The organism is Borrelia recurrentis A1 (assembly GCF_000019705.1).
Taxonomy (GTDB): Bacteria; Spirochaetota; Spirochaetia; order Borreliales; family Borreliaceae; genus Borrelia; species Borrelia duttonii.
Genome location: NC_011244.1, coordinates 125380 through 145379 on the forward strand (window position 1 = coordinate 125380; position 20000 = coordinate 145379).

Annotated in this window: 17 protein-coding genes and 3 pseudogenes; 2 read left to right on the top strand and 18 right to left on the bottom strand. The window is 27.5% G+C overall.

The window, feature by feature from the left end:
* Nucleotides 1-26 precede the first annotated feature (26 nt).
* Nucleotides 27-1719 (bottom strand): annotated as a pseudogene (locus BRE_RS00620) (PTS transporter subunit EIIC).
* Nucleotides 1720-1973: 254 nt separating this feature from the next.
* Here BRE_RS00620 and trhA point away from each other — a divergent pair.
* A pseudogene (gene trhA / locus BRE_RS05955) lies at nucleotides 1974-2622 on the top strand (PAQR family membrane homeostasis protein TrhA).
* A gap of 42 nt (nucleotides 2623-2664) precedes the next feature.
* Here trhA and rseP read toward each other — a convergent pair.
* The 17 genes and pseudogenes from rseP to BRE_RS00705 all read right to left on the bottom strand — a co-directional run bounded on the left by rseP (nucleotide 2665) and on the right by BRE_RS00705 (nucleotide 18644).
* Nucleotides 2665-3945, bottom strand: a complete 1281-nt coding sequence (gene rseP, locus BRE_RS00625) for an RIP metalloprotease RseP (protein ID WP_012538672.1) — start codon at nucleotides 3943-3945, stop codon at nucleotides 2665-2667.
* Between the two features lie 16 nt (nucleotides 3946-3961).
* A complete protein-coding gene (locus tag BRE_RS00630) occupies nucleotides 3962-4867 on the bottom strand; it encodes a phosphatidate cytidylyltransferase (RefSeq protein ID WP_232212684.1) in 906 nt (301 codons plus the stop codon).
* Nucleotides 4815-5507: a polyprenyl diphosphate synthase gene (gene uppS / locus BRE_RS00635; protein WP_012538674.1), complete on the bottom strand. Its 693-nt coding sequence runs from the start codon at nucleotides 5505-5507 to the stop codon at nucleotides 4815-4817. Before uppS ends, BRE_RS00630 begins: the two co-directional genes overlap by 53 nt.
* A 4-nt stretch (nucleotides 5508-5511) precedes the next feature.
* Complete coding sequence (frr, locus tag BRE_RS00640) at nucleotides 5512-6066, bottom strand: ribosome recycling factor (RefSeq protein WP_012537892.1); 555 nt, start codon at nucleotides 6064-6066, stop codon at nucleotides 5512-5514.
* A gap of 37 nt (nucleotides 6067-6103) precedes the next feature.
* Nucleotides 6104-6940, bottom strand: coding sequence for a translation elongation factor Ts (gene tsf, locus BRE_RS00645; protein WP_012538675.1), 837 nt, complete (start codon nucleotides 6938-6940; stop codon nucleotides 6104-6106).
* Between the two features lie 21 nt (nucleotides 6941-6961).
* On the bottom strand, nucleotides 6962-7726 hold the full coding sequence (rpsB, locus tag BRE_RS00650) for a 30S ribosomal protein S2 (protein ID WP_012538676.1): 765 nt from the start codon (nucleotides 7724-7726) through the stop codon (nucleotides 6962-6964).
* A gap of 35 nt (nucleotides 7727-7761) precedes the next feature.
* Nucleotides 7762-8361, bottom strand: coding sequence for a Maf family protein (locus BRE_RS00655; protein WP_012538677.1), 600 nt, complete (start codon nucleotides 8359-8361; stop codon nucleotides 7762-7764).
* The gene (locus BRE_RS00660; RefSeq protein WP_012537896.1) at nucleotides 8351-8629 is read right to left on the bottom strand and encodes a hypothetical protein; all 279 of its coding nucleotides are present in this window, start codon (nucleotides 8627-8629) and stop codon (nucleotides 8351-8353) included. Before BRE_RS00660 ends, BRE_RS00655 begins: the two co-directional genes overlap by 11 nt.
* A gap of 13 nt (nucleotides 8630-8642) precedes the next feature.
* On the bottom strand, nucleotides 8643-9317 hold the full coding sequence (locus BRE_RS00665) for a hypothetical protein (protein ID WP_012538678.1): 675 nt from the start codon (nucleotides 9315-9317) through the stop codon (nucleotides 8643-8645).
* A 119-nt stretch (nucleotides 9318-9436) separates the two neighbouring features.
* Nucleotides 9437-10039, bottom strand: coding sequence for a tetratricopeptide repeat protein (locus tag BRE_RS00670; RefSeq protein WP_012538679.1), 603 nt, complete (start codon nucleotides 10037-10039; stop codon nucleotides 9437-9439).
* Nucleotides 10032-11693, bottom strand: coding sequence for a 30S ribosomal protein S1 (locus BRE_RS00675; protein WP_041178079.1), 1662 nt, complete (start codon nucleotides 11691-11693; stop codon nucleotides 10032-10034). The genes BRE_RS00670 and BRE_RS00675 overlap by 8 nt, the downstream gene beginning before the upstream one ends.
* A gap of 13 nt (nucleotides 11694-11706) precedes the next feature.
* A complete protein-coding gene (cmk, locus tag BRE_RS00680; protein WP_012537900.1) occupies nucleotides 11707-12363 on the bottom strand; it encodes a (d)CMP kinase in 657 nt (218 codons plus the stop codon).
* Entirely contained in the window at nucleotides 12360-13097 is a 738-nt protein-coding gene (locus BRE_RS00685; protein WP_376984135.1) for a pseudouridine synthase, read from the bottom strand. The genes cmk and BRE_RS00685 overlap by 4 nt, the downstream gene beginning before the upstream one ends.
* Nucleotides 13078-13848 (bottom strand): hypothetical protein, encoded by a 771-nt coding sequence (locus BRE_RS00690; protein ID WP_232212685.1) that lies wholly within the window; start codon nucleotides 13846-13848, stop codon nucleotides 13078-13080. The genes BRE_RS00685 and BRE_RS00690 overlap by 20 nt, the downstream gene beginning before the upstream one ends.
* 11 nt (nucleotides 13849-13859) lie before the next feature.
* Nucleotides 13860-14951, bottom strand: a pseudogene (recA, locus tag BRE_RS00695) (recombinase RecA).
* A gap of 10 nt (nucleotides 14952-14961) precedes the next feature.
* Nucleotides 14962-17664, bottom strand: coding sequence for a transcription elongation factor GreA (greA, locus tag BRE_RS00700; RefSeq protein ID WP_012538682.1), 2703 nt, complete (start codon nucleotides 17662-17664; stop codon nucleotides 14962-14964).
* A gap of 35 nt (nucleotides 17665-17699) precedes the next feature.
* On the bottom strand, nucleotides 17700-18644 hold the full coding sequence (locus BRE_RS00705) for a tetratricopeptide repeat protein (RefSeq protein ID WP_012537905.1): 945 nt from the start codon (nucleotides 18642-18644) through the stop codon (nucleotides 17700-17702).
* Between the two features lie 186 nt (nucleotides 18645-18830).
* On the opposite strand from BRE_RS00705, the gene BRE_RS00710 reads away from it, so the two are divergent.
* Nucleotides 18831-19976: a tetratricopeptide repeat protein gene (locus BRE_RS00710; RefSeq protein WP_012538683.1), complete on the top strand. Its 1146-nt coding sequence runs from the start codon at nucleotides 18831-18833 to the stop codon at nucleotides 19974-19976.
* Nucleotides 19977-20000 lie beyond the last annotated feature (24 nt).

Sequence of the window (20000 nt, forward strand, 5' to 3'; positions counted from 1 at the left end):
CTATAATTTTGATTATACTCTCAAGTTTAATCTCTATCATCTTTATTAAGCTTATAAAGCTTCCCTGTTGCTCCTTGTTTTTCACGCTTATCATCTTCTTTCATATCAATATATGCTTTAATTCCTTGTCTTATATTCTCAGATGCAACAATAACACTGGCTTTAAACAAGCTTTTGGAAGAATAGTTTTCAATAGCCTGTTTTATATAATAAACATTTGTTCCATAATCAATTTGAATTGTATTACCAACTGTAACAATATTCAAAGCACCTGTTTTTTTAAGAAAATCTTCAAACCTAAGTTCTGGACTGAAAACCACAAAGTTTAAATTTGTCGATACAACACCAAATTCTTGAATATTATCAAGACCTCCAAGTCCTTGAACTATTAAATGAGCAATTCCCATCCCTTCAACTTCACCTTCACTTCCAGCAAAAAACGACTCTCCAACACCAAGAATTTGAAAATCAAAATAATTATAAACCCATTTAAAAGTAAAATAATACAAAGCAAAAAATAACAAACCTAATGGTAACAAATAGAGCCAATTTGTCTTATCATGACCTTGTAATATCCCAAACATAACAAAATCCAAAAATCCAGAAGAAAAAGTCATACCAACTGAAATATCAAGTATATTAAGCAATTAACAATGCAAATCCAGTATAAATAGCATGCACAAAATAAAGCAAAGGAGCTGTAAAAACAAATAAAAACTCTAAAGGTTCTGTAATTCCAGTAAAAAAAGCTGCAAAAGCCCCTGGAAATAACAATGCTAAGATCTTACGCTTATCATCATGAATAATCCCTCTATAAACTCCAAATGCTGCCCCAGGAAGTCCAAACATAATAGAAAGATAAAATCCACTATTGAATCTAGAAATACTTGAAGAAAATTTTGTAAGATATGGATCTGACAATTGAGCATAAAATATATTCTGAATACCACCAACAACCTGATCATTAATTATTTCAGATCCTCCCAAAGAAGTAAAATTAAAAGGGAATGTCAAAATAGAATGAAGTCCTAAAGGAATGAGTATTCTGTTTAAAAATCCATAAAAAAAACTACCATAATAATCTAACTTAGCAATAAAAAATCCAAAAGAAGTGATAAGTTCATTAAAATAAGGCCAAATTAAAAAAAATAATACTCCCAATAAAATACAAAAAGGAAAAATTACCATAGAAACAAATCTAATTCCAGAAAAAATATCAAAAGGTCCTGGTAATTCAATATTACAAAATCTATTATGTAAATAACCAACTAAAAGCCCAACCGATAAACCACCCAAAATACCTGTGTTTAAAGTTTGGATTCCTAAAACTTTAACTTGCTCAACAGAAGACATCAAATCAGATTCAGCTAATCCTGAAAATACCCCAAGAAAATAATTTTCAGTAACGTTAAAAATTAAATATCCAACAAGACCTAAAAGCGCAACAGTACCTTTTTGAACTCTAGCAACAACAACAGCAATACCTATAACAAAAAATAAAGGAATATTTAATATAACAATATTGCTTATACTTTTAATAAGACCCAAAATCAATTTAAAAACAGCATTATCAATATAAAATAAATTAGAAGGATTTAAAAATACGGACCCTATCCCCAACATCAAAGAAAAAATCGTAGTAACAGAAATTGGCAATCTCACTGCACTAGAAAACTTTTGCAAATTAGCAAATTTCAAAATTTTTAAAAAACCTATCACGCTGAACCTCTCCATCTAAAAATTAAGACAATTCAACATTATATTGCTTTTTTTAGAAAAAGTTAGATTTTAATATAAAAATTGAATAAGAAAATTAACATAATCTCTAGTTCCATATTAAATTATTTTCAACCGCTTGATTTATGTCTTATTTTGCACTAACATACCTAAAATAAAGAAATATATACATATTATTAATATGAAAAAGAGTGAATTATGTCTAAAAAAATCAAAACGTACCATCATATAATGCTATAATACCTAAAAATGAATTATTTAGTTCAATATCTCACTTGTTTGGTATTATCCTATCAATTATAGGAACAACTATTCTTATAACCCTATCAATAAATCTAAAAAAATATCTTCATGCAATATTATTTTTAATCTATGGTTCATCAATGACATTATTATACACAATGAGCACCTTATATCATATATTTGCAAAGGGAAGCAAAATAAAACAACTATTTAGAAAATTTGATCATATATCAATATTTATACTAATAGCAGGAACATATACCCCACCATGCCTAATTCTTATGCCCAATATTTATGGGAAAATAATTCTTACAACCGTTTGGGGATTTGCCATTTTAGGAATCATATTTAAATCAATATACATCAATAGTCCTGGATGGATTAACGGATGCATATTTATCATCATGGGATGGAGTATTATATTCGGAATCAAACTCATCTATAACATACTCCCTATACAAGGATTTTTATGGCTAGCTATTGGGGGCAATCCTTTATACAATAGGAGGAATAGTATATTCAACAAGTAAAAAACTAAACCCAATATCAAATATGAAAATGCATGACTTTTTTCATATATTAATATTACTTGCATCATTTGCACATTATTGGTTTATGTTTCAATATGTACTGCCCTATTAATTCAAGTTTTGCATACTACTAAAATTAATATATAAAAGTATTTTAAAAATTACTCAAATCATTTAAAAGTCCTAATATAAAAAGAATCAGCATCATCAAAATACCAAAAAGATAAAAATAGTAAATAATCTTTGCTTTAAATCTCTTTCCACGCACAAGTTCAATAAAACTAATCAAAATTTGACCACCATCAAGCATTGGAATTACAACAAAAAATAAATTCATACCAGCAATCAGTAAATTAAAAATAGCAAGAGTATCAAGCCAATACAATACCCCAAAAGCAAAAGACCCAGCAAAAATATTAATCATCCCAACAGGCCCCGTAATATTCTTAGAATTACTTCTAAAATTAGTAAACAACTCAATAATAGAATATAAAATACGACCTAAAATATCTAAAACTTTATTAAACGAATTTGTAAAAGCAATTACCAAATTATCCGCTCTCACCAATCGTTTTAAACCAGGTAATAAATAAATTCCTAAATTTTTATTAATATCCTGAAATACCAATTTTGAAGTCAAAATTTCTCCATCTCTTTCATATTTAATATCTACCACATTAACATCAAGTTTAGAAATTAAATCATCTAAATCCCTATTATTACTTATAGACACATCATTAATGCTTACTATTCTATCATTAGGCTGAAGACCAGCAACTTCGGCTGAAGAATTAATTTTAACTTTAGCAACAACAAGATCTATCCAAGGGTTAATTTCTTCTAAAAACTTATCTAAACTTGTGTTATCCTCAAAACTAATATTCTCACCATCCCTTAAAACAGTAAAGGTTACTTTAGAATTTTTTAAAGGAAGAACTTTCTTTAAATCAGAATAATACTTTATATTAGTATTATCAACGTTCAATATAACATCACCATCTCTAAATTTACTTAAAGCATTTTTATTAATAACGATTATCTTATTAGAATAATCGGGATAAACAATTCCTATCATTTCAATTACAATAAAAACAATTAATGCAAAAATCAAATTAAAAAGAGGCCCTGCAAAATATATTAATATCCTTTTAAAATGAGAAATACCAAAAATAGAATCTTTATTTGCTTCAAGTTGTTTATTTAATCTAAGTTCGTGTTCCAAATGTTCAGACCCTTTAAGTTTACAATATCCCCCTAAAAAAATAGGAGAAAATCTATACTCAGTATCCTTTATTTTGATTTTAAAAAGACTGGGGCCTATTCCTATAGAAAAAACTTCAACCTTAACTTTAAAAAGTCTTGCAAAAAATAAATGCCCCAACTCATGAATGAATATTATAAAAGTGAAAGCTAAAATACTAAAAAAAATATACATTAATGACTCCCCAAAACTACGACAAATATAAATAAAATATAGGACCTGTTAAGAGATATGAATCAATTGAATCAAGAGCACCACCTCTACCAGGAATAATTTTACCAGAATCTTTAACTCCTGCACTACGCTTAAGTCCAGATTCAAACAAATCGCCAATAATAGTAAAAAATCCTATTAAAACTCCAAAAACCATAGCCTCTCCATAAGTTAAATTTATCAATCCTAAGCTTACTACAATAAGTACAACAATGATAGAAAATAGTATACCACCAAAAAATCCCATTATAGTCTTATTAGGACTAATAATAGTGGGCTTATAACTATTTTTTCCAAAGAAATATCCAAAAAGATAAGCAAAAGTATCATTACCACTAACCATAGAAAAAAGTATTAATAAAAGAATAGGTGCTTTTGGCAAAGTAGTAATAGCAACAACAAATGACATCAAAATACCTGGATATATGAGTATAAAAATTATAGAAGTTGCTTGTGATAAAAAATTAACAATTTCATTTTCTTTAATAAAAACCAAATTGACAATCCAGTTACTAAAAACCAAAGTTATAACTAAATAAAATACTATATTAATGCCTAAATCTAAAATATTAAAATGCACATATGTCAAAATTGGAGGGAATATTCCTAAAAAGAAAGATAAAGTACTAGAAACAGAAGCAGACTTAAATTTAAGCAAATCATTAACTTCTTTTGCAGCAATTCCACTAAACATAAAAATTAAAATATTAATGAATAAATAACTCTTAAACTCTAAAAATATTAAAAGCAAGACCAAAGGAACAAAAAATAAAAATGTTCCAAGTCTAGCAACAAATGTCAACTTTTTAGACCTAATACTAAATAAACCTTTATCTCCCAAAGTTTCTCTTCCTATTCTTAAAACATTCCAAATCTCTCTCATAATGAAAAACAAAATAATCTGGCCATAAAACATTTGAAAAAATAAATTCACAATAAGCAAGTCTCCATAAAAGAAAATTACTTACTCTCATATCTCCACCTGTTCGAATTAAGAGATCAAGATCACCAAGTTCTTGATTATCTAAAAACTTAGCAAATTCAACCTCATTTAAAGTTTCAACTGATAACCCTTTTGCTAAAACTTTCTTAATAGCTCTAACTATTTCATTTCTGCCGCCATAATTAATAGCCAAATTTAATATAAGTCCATCAAAATTCTTTGTATAATTAGTAGCATCTTTAATCGACTTTTTAACTTTTTGACTTAAAGTTTTAATATCGCCTGAAACCACTACCTTTATATTGTTTTCAGCATAAAATTTAAACTCAGAACTTAGATAATCGGCAATTAAAAACATCAAATGTTCTATTTCAGAATTTGTTCTATTCCAATTTTCTGTAGAAAAAACATAAAGAGATAAACACTTTATACCCAATTCACAAGAATGTTTCACTATTTCTTTAGCTCTCTTTAAACCCTCTTTATGTCCTTCAAAAAATGACAAACCTTTTTTTAATGCCCATCTCCTATTTCCATCCATAATGATCCCAACATGACTTGGAAGAGAATTACTACTCATAAACTTAAACTTCCATTATCTCTTTTGCTTTTAAATCAAAAATCCCATCTATTTTTTTTATATAAAAATTGGTATCTCGTTGAATATCATCTAAAATTCGTCGTAAATCATCCTCAGTAATCTGAGAATCTTTTTCTTGCTTTTTTGCTTTATTATTTAATTCATGCCTTATATTTCTAGTTGCAATTTTATGATCCTCAGCTATTTTCTTTGCTTGTTTTACTATTTCTTTTCGTCTCTCGATAGTCAATACAGGCACCTTAATCCTAAGTACTGATCCATCACTTGAAGGATTCATTGAGAGATCTGAATTGAGTATAGCCTGTTCTATTTTAGATAACAGACTTCTATCCCAAGGCTGAATGACAATAAGCCTTGCCTCAGGAACACTAATATTAGCAACCCTAGTTAAAGGAGTTTTTTCTCCATAATAATCAACAAATACTTTATCAAAAAGAGCGCTATTTACTCTACCGGTTCTTAAAGATTTATATTCACTCTCAAGAGATAAAACAACCCTTCCCATCTTTTCATCTAATAAAGCTTTATATTCCTCCATTCAAACCTCCTTAAAAAATCAAAAGAATCACAAATTATTATCCAACACTTAAATACTTAAATTCCACCACCTCTATTTTACTTAAAATCAACTTAGAAACCTCTTCTATTTTTTCTTTAACAGTAAGTTTATCATCCTTTACAAACCCTTGTTCCAAGAGGGCAATTTCTCCTAAATGTTTTTTAAGTTTTCCCGATATTATCCCTTTAACTACATTTTCAGGTTTTCCACTAGATTCCATTTGTCTCATAAAAATTTCTTCCTGTTCTTTAATGTAATTAAGACAAATATCATTAACACTTAAATAAAGAGGAGAAAAAGCTGCCACATGCAAAGCTAAATCCATTGCAAAATTATTTAATTTTTCATCTTGCATTTTTAAAGCATCATCTATTTTAAATTTAACAAACACACCTATCTTAGAATGATCCCCATGAAGATAATTTTTCACAAGCTCATTAGATGCAATGTTAGAAATATAAACTTTACTTACATAAATATTTTCTTTTATTGTGGCTGCCAAATTTTTAATTTCAAGTTCTTGATGTTCATCTAAAATATCTCTACCACTTTCGACTAATTGTTTTATCAAAGAATTTCCAAAAGCCACAAAATCACTATTCATAGCAACAAAATCTGTCTCGCATGCAATAAGTAAAAGACCCACTCTTTCTGTATTAACATAAGAAAAAACTCTCCCTTCCTTAGCATCTCTACCACTTCTCTTATCAGCAGATACAATACCCATCTCCTTAAGCTTTTTCTTAGCTAATTCAAAATCACCACCAGCAACACTTAATGCCTTTTTACAATCACCAAATCCAGCACCAGTTGCATCTCTGAGTTTTTTTACTTCTTGAGGACTAATACTCATATTACTCTCCTTATATACATTTTATGATTCTTTCCTTTCATTCTTTACTTCAATTTCGCTCATTAAATCTTCTTCATTCAAATTTTCAACTATTTGAATGCCAACCTCTTTATCACTCTCTAAAATAGCATCAGATATTATCTTAGTAAATAAAGCAACAGAACGAATTGCATCATCATTGCCAGGAATTGGACAATCAATTACATCTGGATTACAGTTAGTATCAACAACTGCAATTATAGTAATACCAAGTTTTCTAGCTTCATTAATAACAATTTGTTCCCTCTTAGGATCAATTATAAAAATAGCACCGGGAAGCTCTTCCATATCCTTAATACCTGTCAAATTTTTAGCTAATTTTAGCTTTTCACGATTAATTTGAGAAACTTCCTTTTTACTAATCATTTCAAAAGTTCCATCAACTTCCATTTTTTCCAATTTTTTTAATTTTTGAACTGATTTCTTAATAGTATTAAAATTTGAAAGCATACCACCAAGCCACCTATTATTAACATAGGGCATCTCACTTCTTTTAGCTTCCTGTTCAATTATCTCACTTGCCTGTTTTTTAGTACCAACAAATAAAACCTTCTTACCATTCTTTATAACGCTCTGAACAAGTTCATAAGAATCTTTAATTCCTTGTAGAGTTTTTTGTAAATCTAAAATATGTATTTCATTTCTCTCTGAAAAGATAAATCTTTTCATCCTTGGATCAAGCCTTTTTACCTGATGACCAAAATGAACTCCAGCCTCCAAAAGGCTTTTCATAGTAATTACTGCCAAAACAACCTCCCAAATCCCTCGCTATTACTCACTACTTATATAGCGGAAATTATATTTTCTTTAATAAGAATATCATAAAACAAACCAATTGGTAAGCCTACAATGTTTGAATAATTACCATTAATATATTCAATCAATATATCTGCAACACCATTTTTAAGACTTATACCTCCAGACTTATCTTTCCAATATCCAAGAGAAATATAATGATAAACGATATCAGGGGTTAATTCTCTAAATTTAATAAATGAAACTTCACAAGCTTTCACTATTTTTTCTTTTACTGGAATAAAAATACATAAACTTGTTTCAACCTCAACAAGCTTACAGCTATATTCCATTATTTTAACAAAAGCTTCCTTTTCATCTTGTATTTTGCCAATATAAATAGAATCATTTTTTACTAAAGTATCAACAGTAATTAAACATTTATCTTTTCCATATTTTTCAATGGCATTAGTAAGCTTAATAAGCGAGATCTTTTTTGTAATTTCCATCTCACCGGATCTCATGATTAAATTTTCATCAATATCAACACTAAGAGAAACAAAATTAAGCTTTAAAGCATTTAAAAATTCAATTCTAGCAAGAGAACTTGATACAAGCGCAATTTCAAAATTCTCTTTATAAATCATTCTTACTCCTCTCAGAAAATCTTAATAAAGATACCAAAACTACTGAACCAATAATTGGAAACAAATAAAATAAAATATTTATCTGTCTATCATAATAATCGGAATAAAAAAGAGGAATAAAAAATAAAAATAAAACACTTCCTAAAAAACTTATAAAATAAATAAGTAAAAACTTAAATCGCAATATACCAAAAAAAACAACAAAAAAACTTACTAAAAAAGAAATAATAATATTAGTTAAAATTAAATGAAGAAAAAATGCTAACATACCTTACCTTCAACTAATTTGACAATTCAAAACTGTTTAAAGTTCCTAAATTAACAATAACACTATATAGATCACCTTCAATAGCATTACCTGCTGCCATAACAAAAATCACTAAATTATACTTAGGAGAAACATCTCTTGTAAAAAAGCTATCACTAATATGTTTAAGATCAAATGGTCTATCTTTACTATCTGATACTTTAGATTTCTTCAAAACATCAAAAAATTCAGTATAAAAACCATCAACAACATAAGACCTGTACATATTCTTAATCTCTTTAAGAATAGGAGATGAAGAATTATTGCCCTTCCTTATAGTAATAAACGCTGAACCAGGAATACTTTTTCTTAAATTTTCAAAATTTAATTCAATATATAAAGGAAATTTACCTTGAATCCAACTCTTATCCAATTTTAAGGTAGGACTTCCTGAAAAATGATCTCGATCTAAATTTATTTTATAAAACCCTCTCAAATTAAATGCACTAACATTATTAAAAACACTCTTTAATGCATCAAAATCTCTTTGAACACTTCTTGCAAAACCACTAAAATTATGATTCGTACCTTCCGGATAAAATTTATAATATATATCAAAACCTCTAACCTTAGCATTACTACTCTTATCAAAATACCCATAAGGTAATTTAAAAGCCAAAATATCTCTAGAAGCTCTACTATCAACCACAGAAGGAGAATCAACTAAAGCGATATCCTCAATTCCACAACCAAATATAAAAAAAAATACACTTAAAAATATAATATAACTAAATCCTCCTTGAATATTTAAATAAAAAACAAATCAAATTATTTAAGCTGAAAAAGCTTATTTTTAGCAATATTAATATATAAATTATCTTCATAAGAAAAATTAGCAATCTTCTCATATATATCAATAGCCAATTTTTTATCTTGTAATTCAACTAATATTGCCTTTCCAAGCAAAGCCCTAATTTTCATAAAATCTAATTTAGTTTGATTAATCACATTATCATACATTAACAAAGCATTTTCCACTTGTCCTATTTTTTCATAAATAACAGCTTTATTAATATAAGCTAATTCCCGCTCAATCCACTTTAACGCAATAACAACATCTAAATCTTTAAGAGCTTCTTCATACAAACCTTTGCTCTGAGAATAAGTAGACTTTGCAAGATAAAAACGTGGAAGAAATTCATAAGTAATATCATCTTTACTGTTTAAAGCCTTTTCTATTTTAGATTCTAAATTTTGCCTTTCTTCAGTATTTTTTGATTTCAAATAAAGATTTAAATCTTGCTCAAGATTTTCTACTATCTCTCCTCCTTCTTTTACATAATTTATATCCGTAAAATCATAAAAATAAATAATAATTCCTACAAAAATAATAACTGCAAGAATACCGATAAAAAATTTATTTTTAAACATCAGAATCCCTCTTTAAAAGATTTGCAAATGGCTTATAAGATTCCTCATCATCCTCCTTAAATAGATAAGAAGAAATTTCTTCGCTCGATTTTTGTTCTTTATATGCCTTGTAAGAAAGCAAAACCAATTTATTCTTAAAGTCAATATTGGTGATTATAACCTTAATTTTATCCCCAACATTTAACTTTTCAAAAGTCTCCAAACTAGACTCTTTTGTATCTCCAAGTTGAATTTTACTAATAAAGCCCATAATTTTACCATAAACTCTTACTTGAACCCCCTTAGATCTCTTTTCCATAATTTCAACTTCAAGAACATCACCTTTTTTATAACTCTTAGAAAAATCATCCCAAGGATTTTCTTCTAATTGTTTAATTCCCAACTTAATATTTTGCCTTTTAGCATCAAATTCTATAACTTTACCACTAATAGAACTACCAAGCTCAAAGTATTTCTCAGGATTAACTTCCTCAACCCAAGAGATATCAAATTTACTAATATATGCATCTATACCCTCTTCTATACTTACAAAAGCACCAGTTTTGGTAATATTTTTAACAACACCCTGAACAACCTTCCCAACACCACACCTATCAGCCAAATTATTCCATGGATTCTCATTGACTTGTTTAATACCTAAAGAAATTTTTTGATTTTCTTTATCTATCTCTAAAATCTTAACTTCTACAATTTGTCCAACCTTTACCAATTCCTGAGGACTTTTTATAGATCTTACCCAAGAAAAATTACTAATATGAAGAAATCCTGATATTGCACTATCAATTTCAACAACAGCACCAAAAGGTAATATTTTAACAATCTTTCCCTTTACAATACTTTCAACCTTATATTTAGATTCAACAGAATCCCAAGGATTTACTTTTAAAGCCTTAAGGGATAATTCCATTTTGCCCGTATTTGTACTCAACTTAATAATCTTCAATCTTAATTTATCATCAACATGAATAAAATCTTCAACATTCTCAACACGATTAAATGCAATATTTCTCTTATGCAAAACTCCTAAAACAAGATTCTTAATCCTTATAATAGCACCATAATCTGTAATCTTCTCAACAATACCATCAACTATATCTCCTTCACTATAAGAACTAACAAGCTCTTTTCGCTTCAGAAACTCCCGTTCTCTCTCTAAAGTACGCCTATCAAGAATAAGCCTAAGACCATCAGATTTATCTGCCTGAATAACATAAAATTCAACTACAGAACCTCTTTTTAATTTTTCATCTCTCAATTGAGAACTTAAATAAAATGGCATAAACCCAGTAACATTATCATTAATCTGAACTTTATATCCACTTGAAAGTTCAACTAAAATTTTGCCTTTAAGTACTTTTCTATTCGCAATATATTCATCAATTTTATCTTGCAAATTAAGAGAATCAAGTTTCGATACACTAAGAACCAAACCTAATTCTCCTCCTACTTTTGTAACTATTGCATCAAGTTTATCTCCAACATTTGGAATGGTCTCAAATTCATCAATTTTAATAAAACCCTCAGACTTATAACCAATATCTACAAGTACATAATCTTTCATAATATTTATAACAATACCAGAAACACTACTACCTAGTTCTACCTTCTCAAGAACCTTTAGATAATTTTCTTGTAAATCTTCTTGATTTTCCATTCTCACCTCTCTATCACTTTTTTTTCAAATTAAACGTCTTTATGATAATATCACATACATCATCTAAACTTTTATAGCTTGTATCAATATAAAAAACCCCTTTACCCAACTTCAATTTACCATACTCTTTATTTTGATCAATTTCATCTCGCTTCTCAAGTGCCTGCTCCAGTTCAATTAAAGCCATATCATCATCCCTTTGATTATACCGTCTTAAAGTTCTCACTTCAACAGAAGCATCAAGATATATTTTAATCTTAGCTTCTGGAAATACTACAGTAGTAATATCTCTACCCTCTATTATATAATCATCATCTTGAATTTTAACTATTTCTCTTAATTTTTTATTCACAATCTTCCTAATATTTACATAAGAAGAATAAAGAGAAACTTGAAAATCTATTTTTTCAGTTAAAATATGACTTATAACATCAACACCATTTAAAAGAAAAGAATTATCATTATATTTAATATCATTTTGAGATATTAAATCCACAAGTTTACTCTCATTAAGCAAATCATACTCATTTAAAGTAAATCTTTGAGCAATTAAAGTTATTATTCTATACAAATAACCAGAACTAATAAATTTAAAACCCAATTTCATACTCAATGCTTTTGAAACAGAACTTTTTCCTGAAGCTGAAGGTCCATCAATTGCTATTATCACATCAATGCCCCCAAAAACTGAGTTTTTAATTTATTAATTTTAGCTAAAGACAAAACCTTAATTTGTCCTTCTTTCAAATTACTCAATGTAATATTACCTATCCTAACTCTATGCACTTTCTTTAAAAAGATATTCCTACTTAAAAAAACTTTACGAATTTCTCTATTTTTACCTTCTGTTAAAATTAACCTGGCTGTATTATTACCAAGCATAACATAAGACTTTAACTTAAAAAGTTCATTATCAACTTTTATTCCATTCTTAAAATTAACAAGCAAATCTTCACTAACAACCCTTTTTGATTCAATAATATATTCCTTTTCTATTTCATTCTTTGGATGCACAATACTATTTGCAAACCGACCATCATTAGTAAAAAGCAAAAGACCAGAACTTTTAAAATCAAGCCTGCCAATTGAAAATAAACGTTCTCTAAATAAAGGCTGAACCAAAGATATTGCCAATTTTCTTCCCATTGGATCAAAATTTGAACAAAGGTAATTTATAGGTTTATTAAGAGCAATATAAATTTTATTTACAACTTTAGAATCTTGAAAAACAAACACTTGTTTTCCATACTCCACTCTATCACCCAAGAAAACTTTATCTCCAAGCTTAGCAAAAATGCCATTTACTTTGATAAGATTTTTTCTTATAAGCTCTTCGCAAAACCTCCTAGAACCTATACCTTTTTCTGCCAAAAAAACATGTACTCTAAGCCCTTTGCTGTTTATATTCGTCAATACCTCTTCCCTTTATTACAATTAATTCATTATTTACATAAACCAAATCTATAACATTTGACATTTTATATTCAAGAACGATTAAAAAATAACAAAATCTCTCAAAAAAGTAAAATTTATCATCTAAACGCAATAAAAATTCAAATCTACACTTATCCTCTTTAGCCAAAAGTGACATAATTTTATTTTTTTTATCTGCAATCTTAGCATCATAAGTATCTAAAACAATATTAAACCTAAATCTATCAGATAAAATATCATTTCGTTCTTTACTGACCCTCATTGTTCTATCTTTATTCTTAACTTCATTAATATTAGCAATATAATTCTTCGCATCATCTACATTTTTTAAAAAGACAACATTTTCCTTTAAAAAAGGAAATTTAGATATATCTAAACATACTTCATCTTTTTTTCGAACAACTTTTCTAGACACCACATATTTATCACTAAATTTCATCAACTTATTAACTATTTCTTTTTCAACAAATTTTCGATCTTTTAATTTAACTGGATAGAGTACTTGGGTTTTTAAATAAAGCAAACTAGTTGTAAAAGAATAAAATTTAATTAATTCTCTAACATCCATTTCAATATTTTCAGAAAATGCTAAAAAATCTTCTATTATTTGATTTAAATTAAAAGTCTTAAGAATTTCTCTTTTATTTCTTATGTAATCAAAAAAGACCCCTATTTCTCCTTTAAAATCATTATAAACAATCAAATAATTATCTAAATTCATCATTTCTTATTTTATTCTTTATTTTCCTCACTCTTCGAAATATCAACTGTAAGAGAATCTTGACTAGGACTTTCAAATATTATTTTTCTAAGTTTATTTTCAAGTTCATTTGCAAGGGCTTTTTCATTAAAAAGATACTCAATAACATTTTCTCTACCTTGTCCTAAGTTATCATCTCCCATAGCATACTAAGAACCTGATTTTTGAACCAAATTATATTTAATAGCAGCATCTAATATACTAGCCTCACGCGAAATACCTTTGCCAAAATAAACTATAAGTTCGGCTTTACGAAAAGGAGGTGCCACTTTATTTTTAACAACCTTAACTCTTATCTTGTTACCAATAACATTATCTGAAGAACTGCCTATAACTTGCTCAACCTTTCTAACTTCAAGACGAAGGGAAGAATAAAATTTCAAAGCATTTCCTCCAGTAGTAGTCTCTGGACTACCAAAGACTAAACCAATTTTCATTCTTATTTGATTAATAAACATAATACAAGCATTAGATTTTGAAAGTATAGCTGTAATTTTCCTTAAAGCCTTACTCATAAGTCTTGCTTGAAGTCCAATTTGAGTATCACCCATCTCGCCATCAATTTCTGCTTGTGGCATCAAAGCCGCAACAGAATCAACAACAATTAAATCAACTCCACCACTCCTAATTAAATATTCAGCAATATCAAGAGCTTGTTCTCCTGTATCGGGTTGACTAAGCCAAAGTTCATTAATATTAACACCCAAGGCCCTTGCATAAACAGGATCAAGAGCATGTTCAGCATCAATAAAAGCCGCAATTCCACCTGTCTTTTGAATCTCAGCAATTGCTTGAAGAGTTAAAGTAGTTTTACCAGAAGACTCAGGACCAAAAATTTCCACTACTCTGCCTCTAGGATACCCACCAATACCAATTGCCTCATCAAGCAAAATAAAACCACTAGGTATGCTCTCTAAATATTTTCCTACAGGAGATTCTCCCATTTTAATAAGACTTCCTTTTCCAAAATCCTTCTCTATTTGCACTCTAGCAAGTTCAATGGCTTTTTCTTTGTTTAATTTATTTTTCAAAGAATCATCCATTGGATCTTTTAATTTTGACATCTTATCTCTCTCAATTAATTTTGGCAGGCTCTATCTTCTTAACATAATATTGAAAATGAGTATTATTTATAACAAAATCAAGACTATCACCTTCCCGAGAATCTAACAAATTTTCTCCAAAAGGTGATTTATAAGATATAATACCTTCATCAGGATTTGATTCCCAAGGACCAAATATTAAATAAGACTCCTCTCGTTCCGTATCTTTATTAATCATAGTAACTTTCGTTCCAAATCCAACAACAGAACTTTGAAGTTCTTTAATATCAATAACCTTAGCAACATCTATCTCAGACATAAGAGTATTTAATCTCTTTGTTAAAAACTGTTGTCTCTCTTTTGCAGAATGATATTCTGCATTTTCTTTTAAATCACCAAGTTCACGTGCCTTACCAATTTCTTTTGAATTTTCTGGTATTTCTACATCTTTTAAATATTGTAATTCTTTTTGTTTTTTGCTAAGAGAACTTAAAATAGTTAAAAATCCTATCTCAACCTTATCTCCTGAAACTTGCATCTTCTCGTCTTCAAATTCAATATTACCAAATACAGTTCTTATTGCAGTTTTAATATGTATTAAATCTTTTGGCGGAAAATCTCTTATGTAAAAACAAGTCATATATATCCTCTTAGCAAGTTCCTCATCCATAACATTACTTAAAACAATACTAAGATATTTATCTTTAATTAAAAGATTACTTACCATCTTATAAATCCGCTTATTAGCAACAGAATTATTTTTATTATTAATCTTAATAACACTATCTGTTAAAATTTTAATCAAATTTACCAATAACTCTGCATCAGAATAATCTAAATTAAGAGAATAAGAAGTATAATGTTTTAAAATCCAAATATAAGCATCTTTATACATCTTATAATTCTTGGTAACATAATTAAAAAGATGTTCGGTTTCTTTTATATCTTCTTTATAAAGAGAATCAATTAATTTTTTATTCACATAACAAGGAAAAAGCTGCTTATAATAAACAACCCAATCAACCAATTCTTCTTTAATCAAAGATATCAATTCCTTTTTAATATCTGCATTCAAAATAGCATCAAAAAGATCAACTATACTCTTAGAATATTCCTTCAAGAGAACTTCTAAATTAATATCTCTTTCAATATTAATTTTTAAAGCAATCTTATCATCAAAATCTTTTAAAGATTTAAGTATTACGTAAGAACTTATAACATAATGATCAACTTTTGCAAAATTATTAACATAAATCAAAAAATAATTTAACATTTCTTCTTCAATATGTGAATCTTTTACAATACCACCAGAAGTATAATAATGCATAAAAATTTCATATCTTTTATAAAAATCTTTTTCTACCTTAAACTTATCATAAATCTTTTCATTAAAATTAGAAGCTCGCTCATTATATATATAACAGTCAGCTTTTCCAGATGCCATAACAAAATGAGGATTATCTTTTAAAATTTGTTTAGCTTTCACACTCCATAAATTCCAAGCACTCTGAGTCATCAAACTTGGAACAAGTTCTCTTTTAATCCCTTTAAGATCAATCGACTTATAACTTTTAATAATTACTTTTAACGCCCATTCAATATCTCTCTTTAGATGCTCAACAAGCTCTTCTTTAGGTTTAATAGCCTTTAAAACTCTAATATCTTCCCTCTCAAGAGGAGATAAAGCAGATATAGCCATATCAAAACTAATAAAATGTCCGCGTTTAGATACAAAATCAACTAAAATACCCTGATCATTTACATCTTTAACTATTCCTACAAACCAAGTCTGATGATAAACAAAATTGCCCTTAGCAAAAAACAAGTATTTTTCAAAATCAGAATAAACATCAACAAAATTTTTATCTAAATTTTCAATATCAGACTTTTCAAGATACTCTTCGATATTATTAACATCCTTATACTTTTCTCTTAAAAAAATCACTAAATTTTCTCTTGCTTTCTGATTTTTATTATCAAGTTTTAAAATTCCTTTTAAAATTTCTATTGTCTCATCGATATTGCCACTTACAGCATAATGTTCATACAAATCTTCATAAAGAACCACTACCTTTTTAAAACCAAGTTCTTTTTCAACTTTCTGAAGGATTAACAAAAAGGAATCAAAATCATCAGAGACATATCTTATTAACTTAGACCATATTTCTCTAATGCCTGACATTTGTTTTTTATCTATAAAACGATAAATAGCCTTTCTAAAAAAATATATTGATTTTTGCAAATCAACATTCTCATAATGAGTAGCAAGTTGTCTTACAAAAACAGTATTATCAACATCAGCTTCAACAATACGCATCCAAATACTTGGCAACTTATCATTTTCATTATTTTGTGCATATATCTTTGCAAGTGTATAGAGTGCATGCTTATTCTCAGAAGTTAAAAGCATCTTGTGACATATATGCTCAACAAGAGACCACTTTAAGTTCTGAGAAAACAAATCTACAACTGTAAGCAAACTCATATCATTAAGTGGTCTTCTACTATATATAAGCATTCCTGAAATATAAAGACCAGCAATACTTTTCTTGATATCTTTTAAATGCTTACCACAAATATCCAAAGCTTCTTCTGTTAAATTTTCAGAAATTATATTATCTATTAACTCATCCAATTCCTTTATCTTAGCAAGAGAATAATTATTAACAACTATTCTTGTCCATTTATCCTCTTGCAAGATATTATCTAATCTTTCTATAGTAATATTAGACATTCAACTCTCCTAATATCAATTTTATTAAAACCAATCTAATTGACATATTGCTGATATATTCCTATATCTATTTCTTTAATATAAGATAAAATTTCATCGATTCTAACACGATCTTCTTTTATCCTTACATAATGATCAATAAGCCAAAAATATTTATTAATAAGCCTTGGAAGCAATATGCTCTCATTTATTGATCTATAAGACTTTTCTTTAAGTTCATTACGCAAACTATAAACAGATTGCTTCAAATGACCAAGCTCAATAGGCCTCAATTCTCTTTTTATATTAAAAACACCATTAAGTGCACCATAAACAGGTATCCACTCTTTAATAAGAGTATCAGAAATATTTCTATCACTCTTAATAGCTTCTACTAATTTAAGTATCATTTCAGATTCAAGCGCATCTATATCGATCTTTTGAGGATTAATAAAAAAAGCTTCTCTAAACAATACCTTGGCTTCTTTAATCTCATCAATAAGAGCATAAGAATCAGCAAGCTCAGCAACCACATCTGCATTATCCTTTGCATCTCCCAATATTTGTAAAAAAACAGCTATAGCTCTCTCATAATTACCCATTCCTTTATAAGACTTAGCAATCTTTATTAAAATGTCTAGATTTTCTGGTTGTAACCTATATATATTTTGATATATATTCAAACATAACTGAAATACAAAATACTTAATTGAGTTACGCCCTTGAATAAAATCAAAATTCATTTTTTTTAAATATCTTCTAGCAAAATTATTCCATTCTCTTGTTAAAAATTCGGCCTTTTCATAATCCTTATCTATTCTATCAAGACTTTCAATTTGACCATTCCAATATACAGAACTCTTTAAAGCCGTCAAAATTTCAACATTGTCAAAATCAAGAGAATGCGCTTCTTCTGATTTCATCAAAGCTGTTTTAAAATCACCTTTTTTGAAACTTAAATAAATATCTTTGATTAATTCCGCGATTTTTTCTGATGACACATTCCTACCACTTTACAATATGTATAAATCCCAAACGACTTATATAATTATAACATTAATAAATTTTTAGTCAAACTAACATCCATTTAAAACAAAACAACAATATTATTTTATTTATCATTTTTTTAAGATAATATTTATATATAAAAATATTAAAAATAATATCATGAGGGTAAGTTCAACTTTATGGAAACAGCACCTAAAAAACTTATTAACAAGTCTATTAATTATTATAACTCTCATAAATACGCAGACGTAATAAAACTTATAGAAAAGGAAATTTTTTTCTATAAAGATTACTATATTTATCATTATATTTTAGGAATGTCTTATCTTAGAATGGGAAATTTAGGAAACGCTCAAATATATCTAAAAAAAGCTTATACTTTAAATCCAACAGAACCAGATGTCAAACAATCAATAGCAATACTATTAGCAGCTCAAGGTAAAGAAGACAAAGCTATACAAATATGGCTTAAAATGATAGAAGATAATCAAGATATAAAACGTTCAGAATTATCATTAGAAATCATCAGAAAACATCCTATTCAAGGAACATTATTTCTTACAAAAAACAAAATATATGATAAATTATTTCCAAAAATCAAAATAGAAAAAGGAGAGAATTTTTATAAATTAACAAAAATAATATTATCAATAGTTAGTATTTCATTTTTGCTAATAGCAATATTTTCATTTACAAATTTCAAAGAAAATATTAAATTAATAATAAATAATTCTCAAACAAACATAAAAAAAACTATTAACAATGTAGCAACATATATTGATGACATCAAAATAAATGACAAAGAAAAAATAAAAAATTATGAAGGACAATTTGTATTCATACTAACTGAAACTGAAATTAAAAATTCATTTCAAAAAATAAAAAGCCATTTAAAAAATGGTAAAGACAATTTTGCAAGGATCGAAATAAATAAAATATTAAATTCAAATGCATCAGAATCAATAAAACTTAAAGCCAAAAATCTTGCAAGTTTTATATCAAACCCAGATTTTATCACATTTGACGATTTTTTAATTTTAAAAGAAATTAAAAAAAATCCACTAATTTATTCAGATGTATACGTTAAATGGGAAGGAATTATCAATAATATTGAAAAAAAAAATAACATAACCTACTTTGATTTTTATGTAGGATACAATAAAGATATACTTGAGGGAATAATAACAACAAAAATAAACTTTGATATTGAAATTAATTTCAAAGACTGTGTTGAAATATTAGGACAAATCAAATATGAATACAATACAAATACATTGCTCTTAAATGCAATCACAATTCGCAAAATCAAAAAAGAAAAAGAATAAATTTAATTTTAAAAAATAATAAAA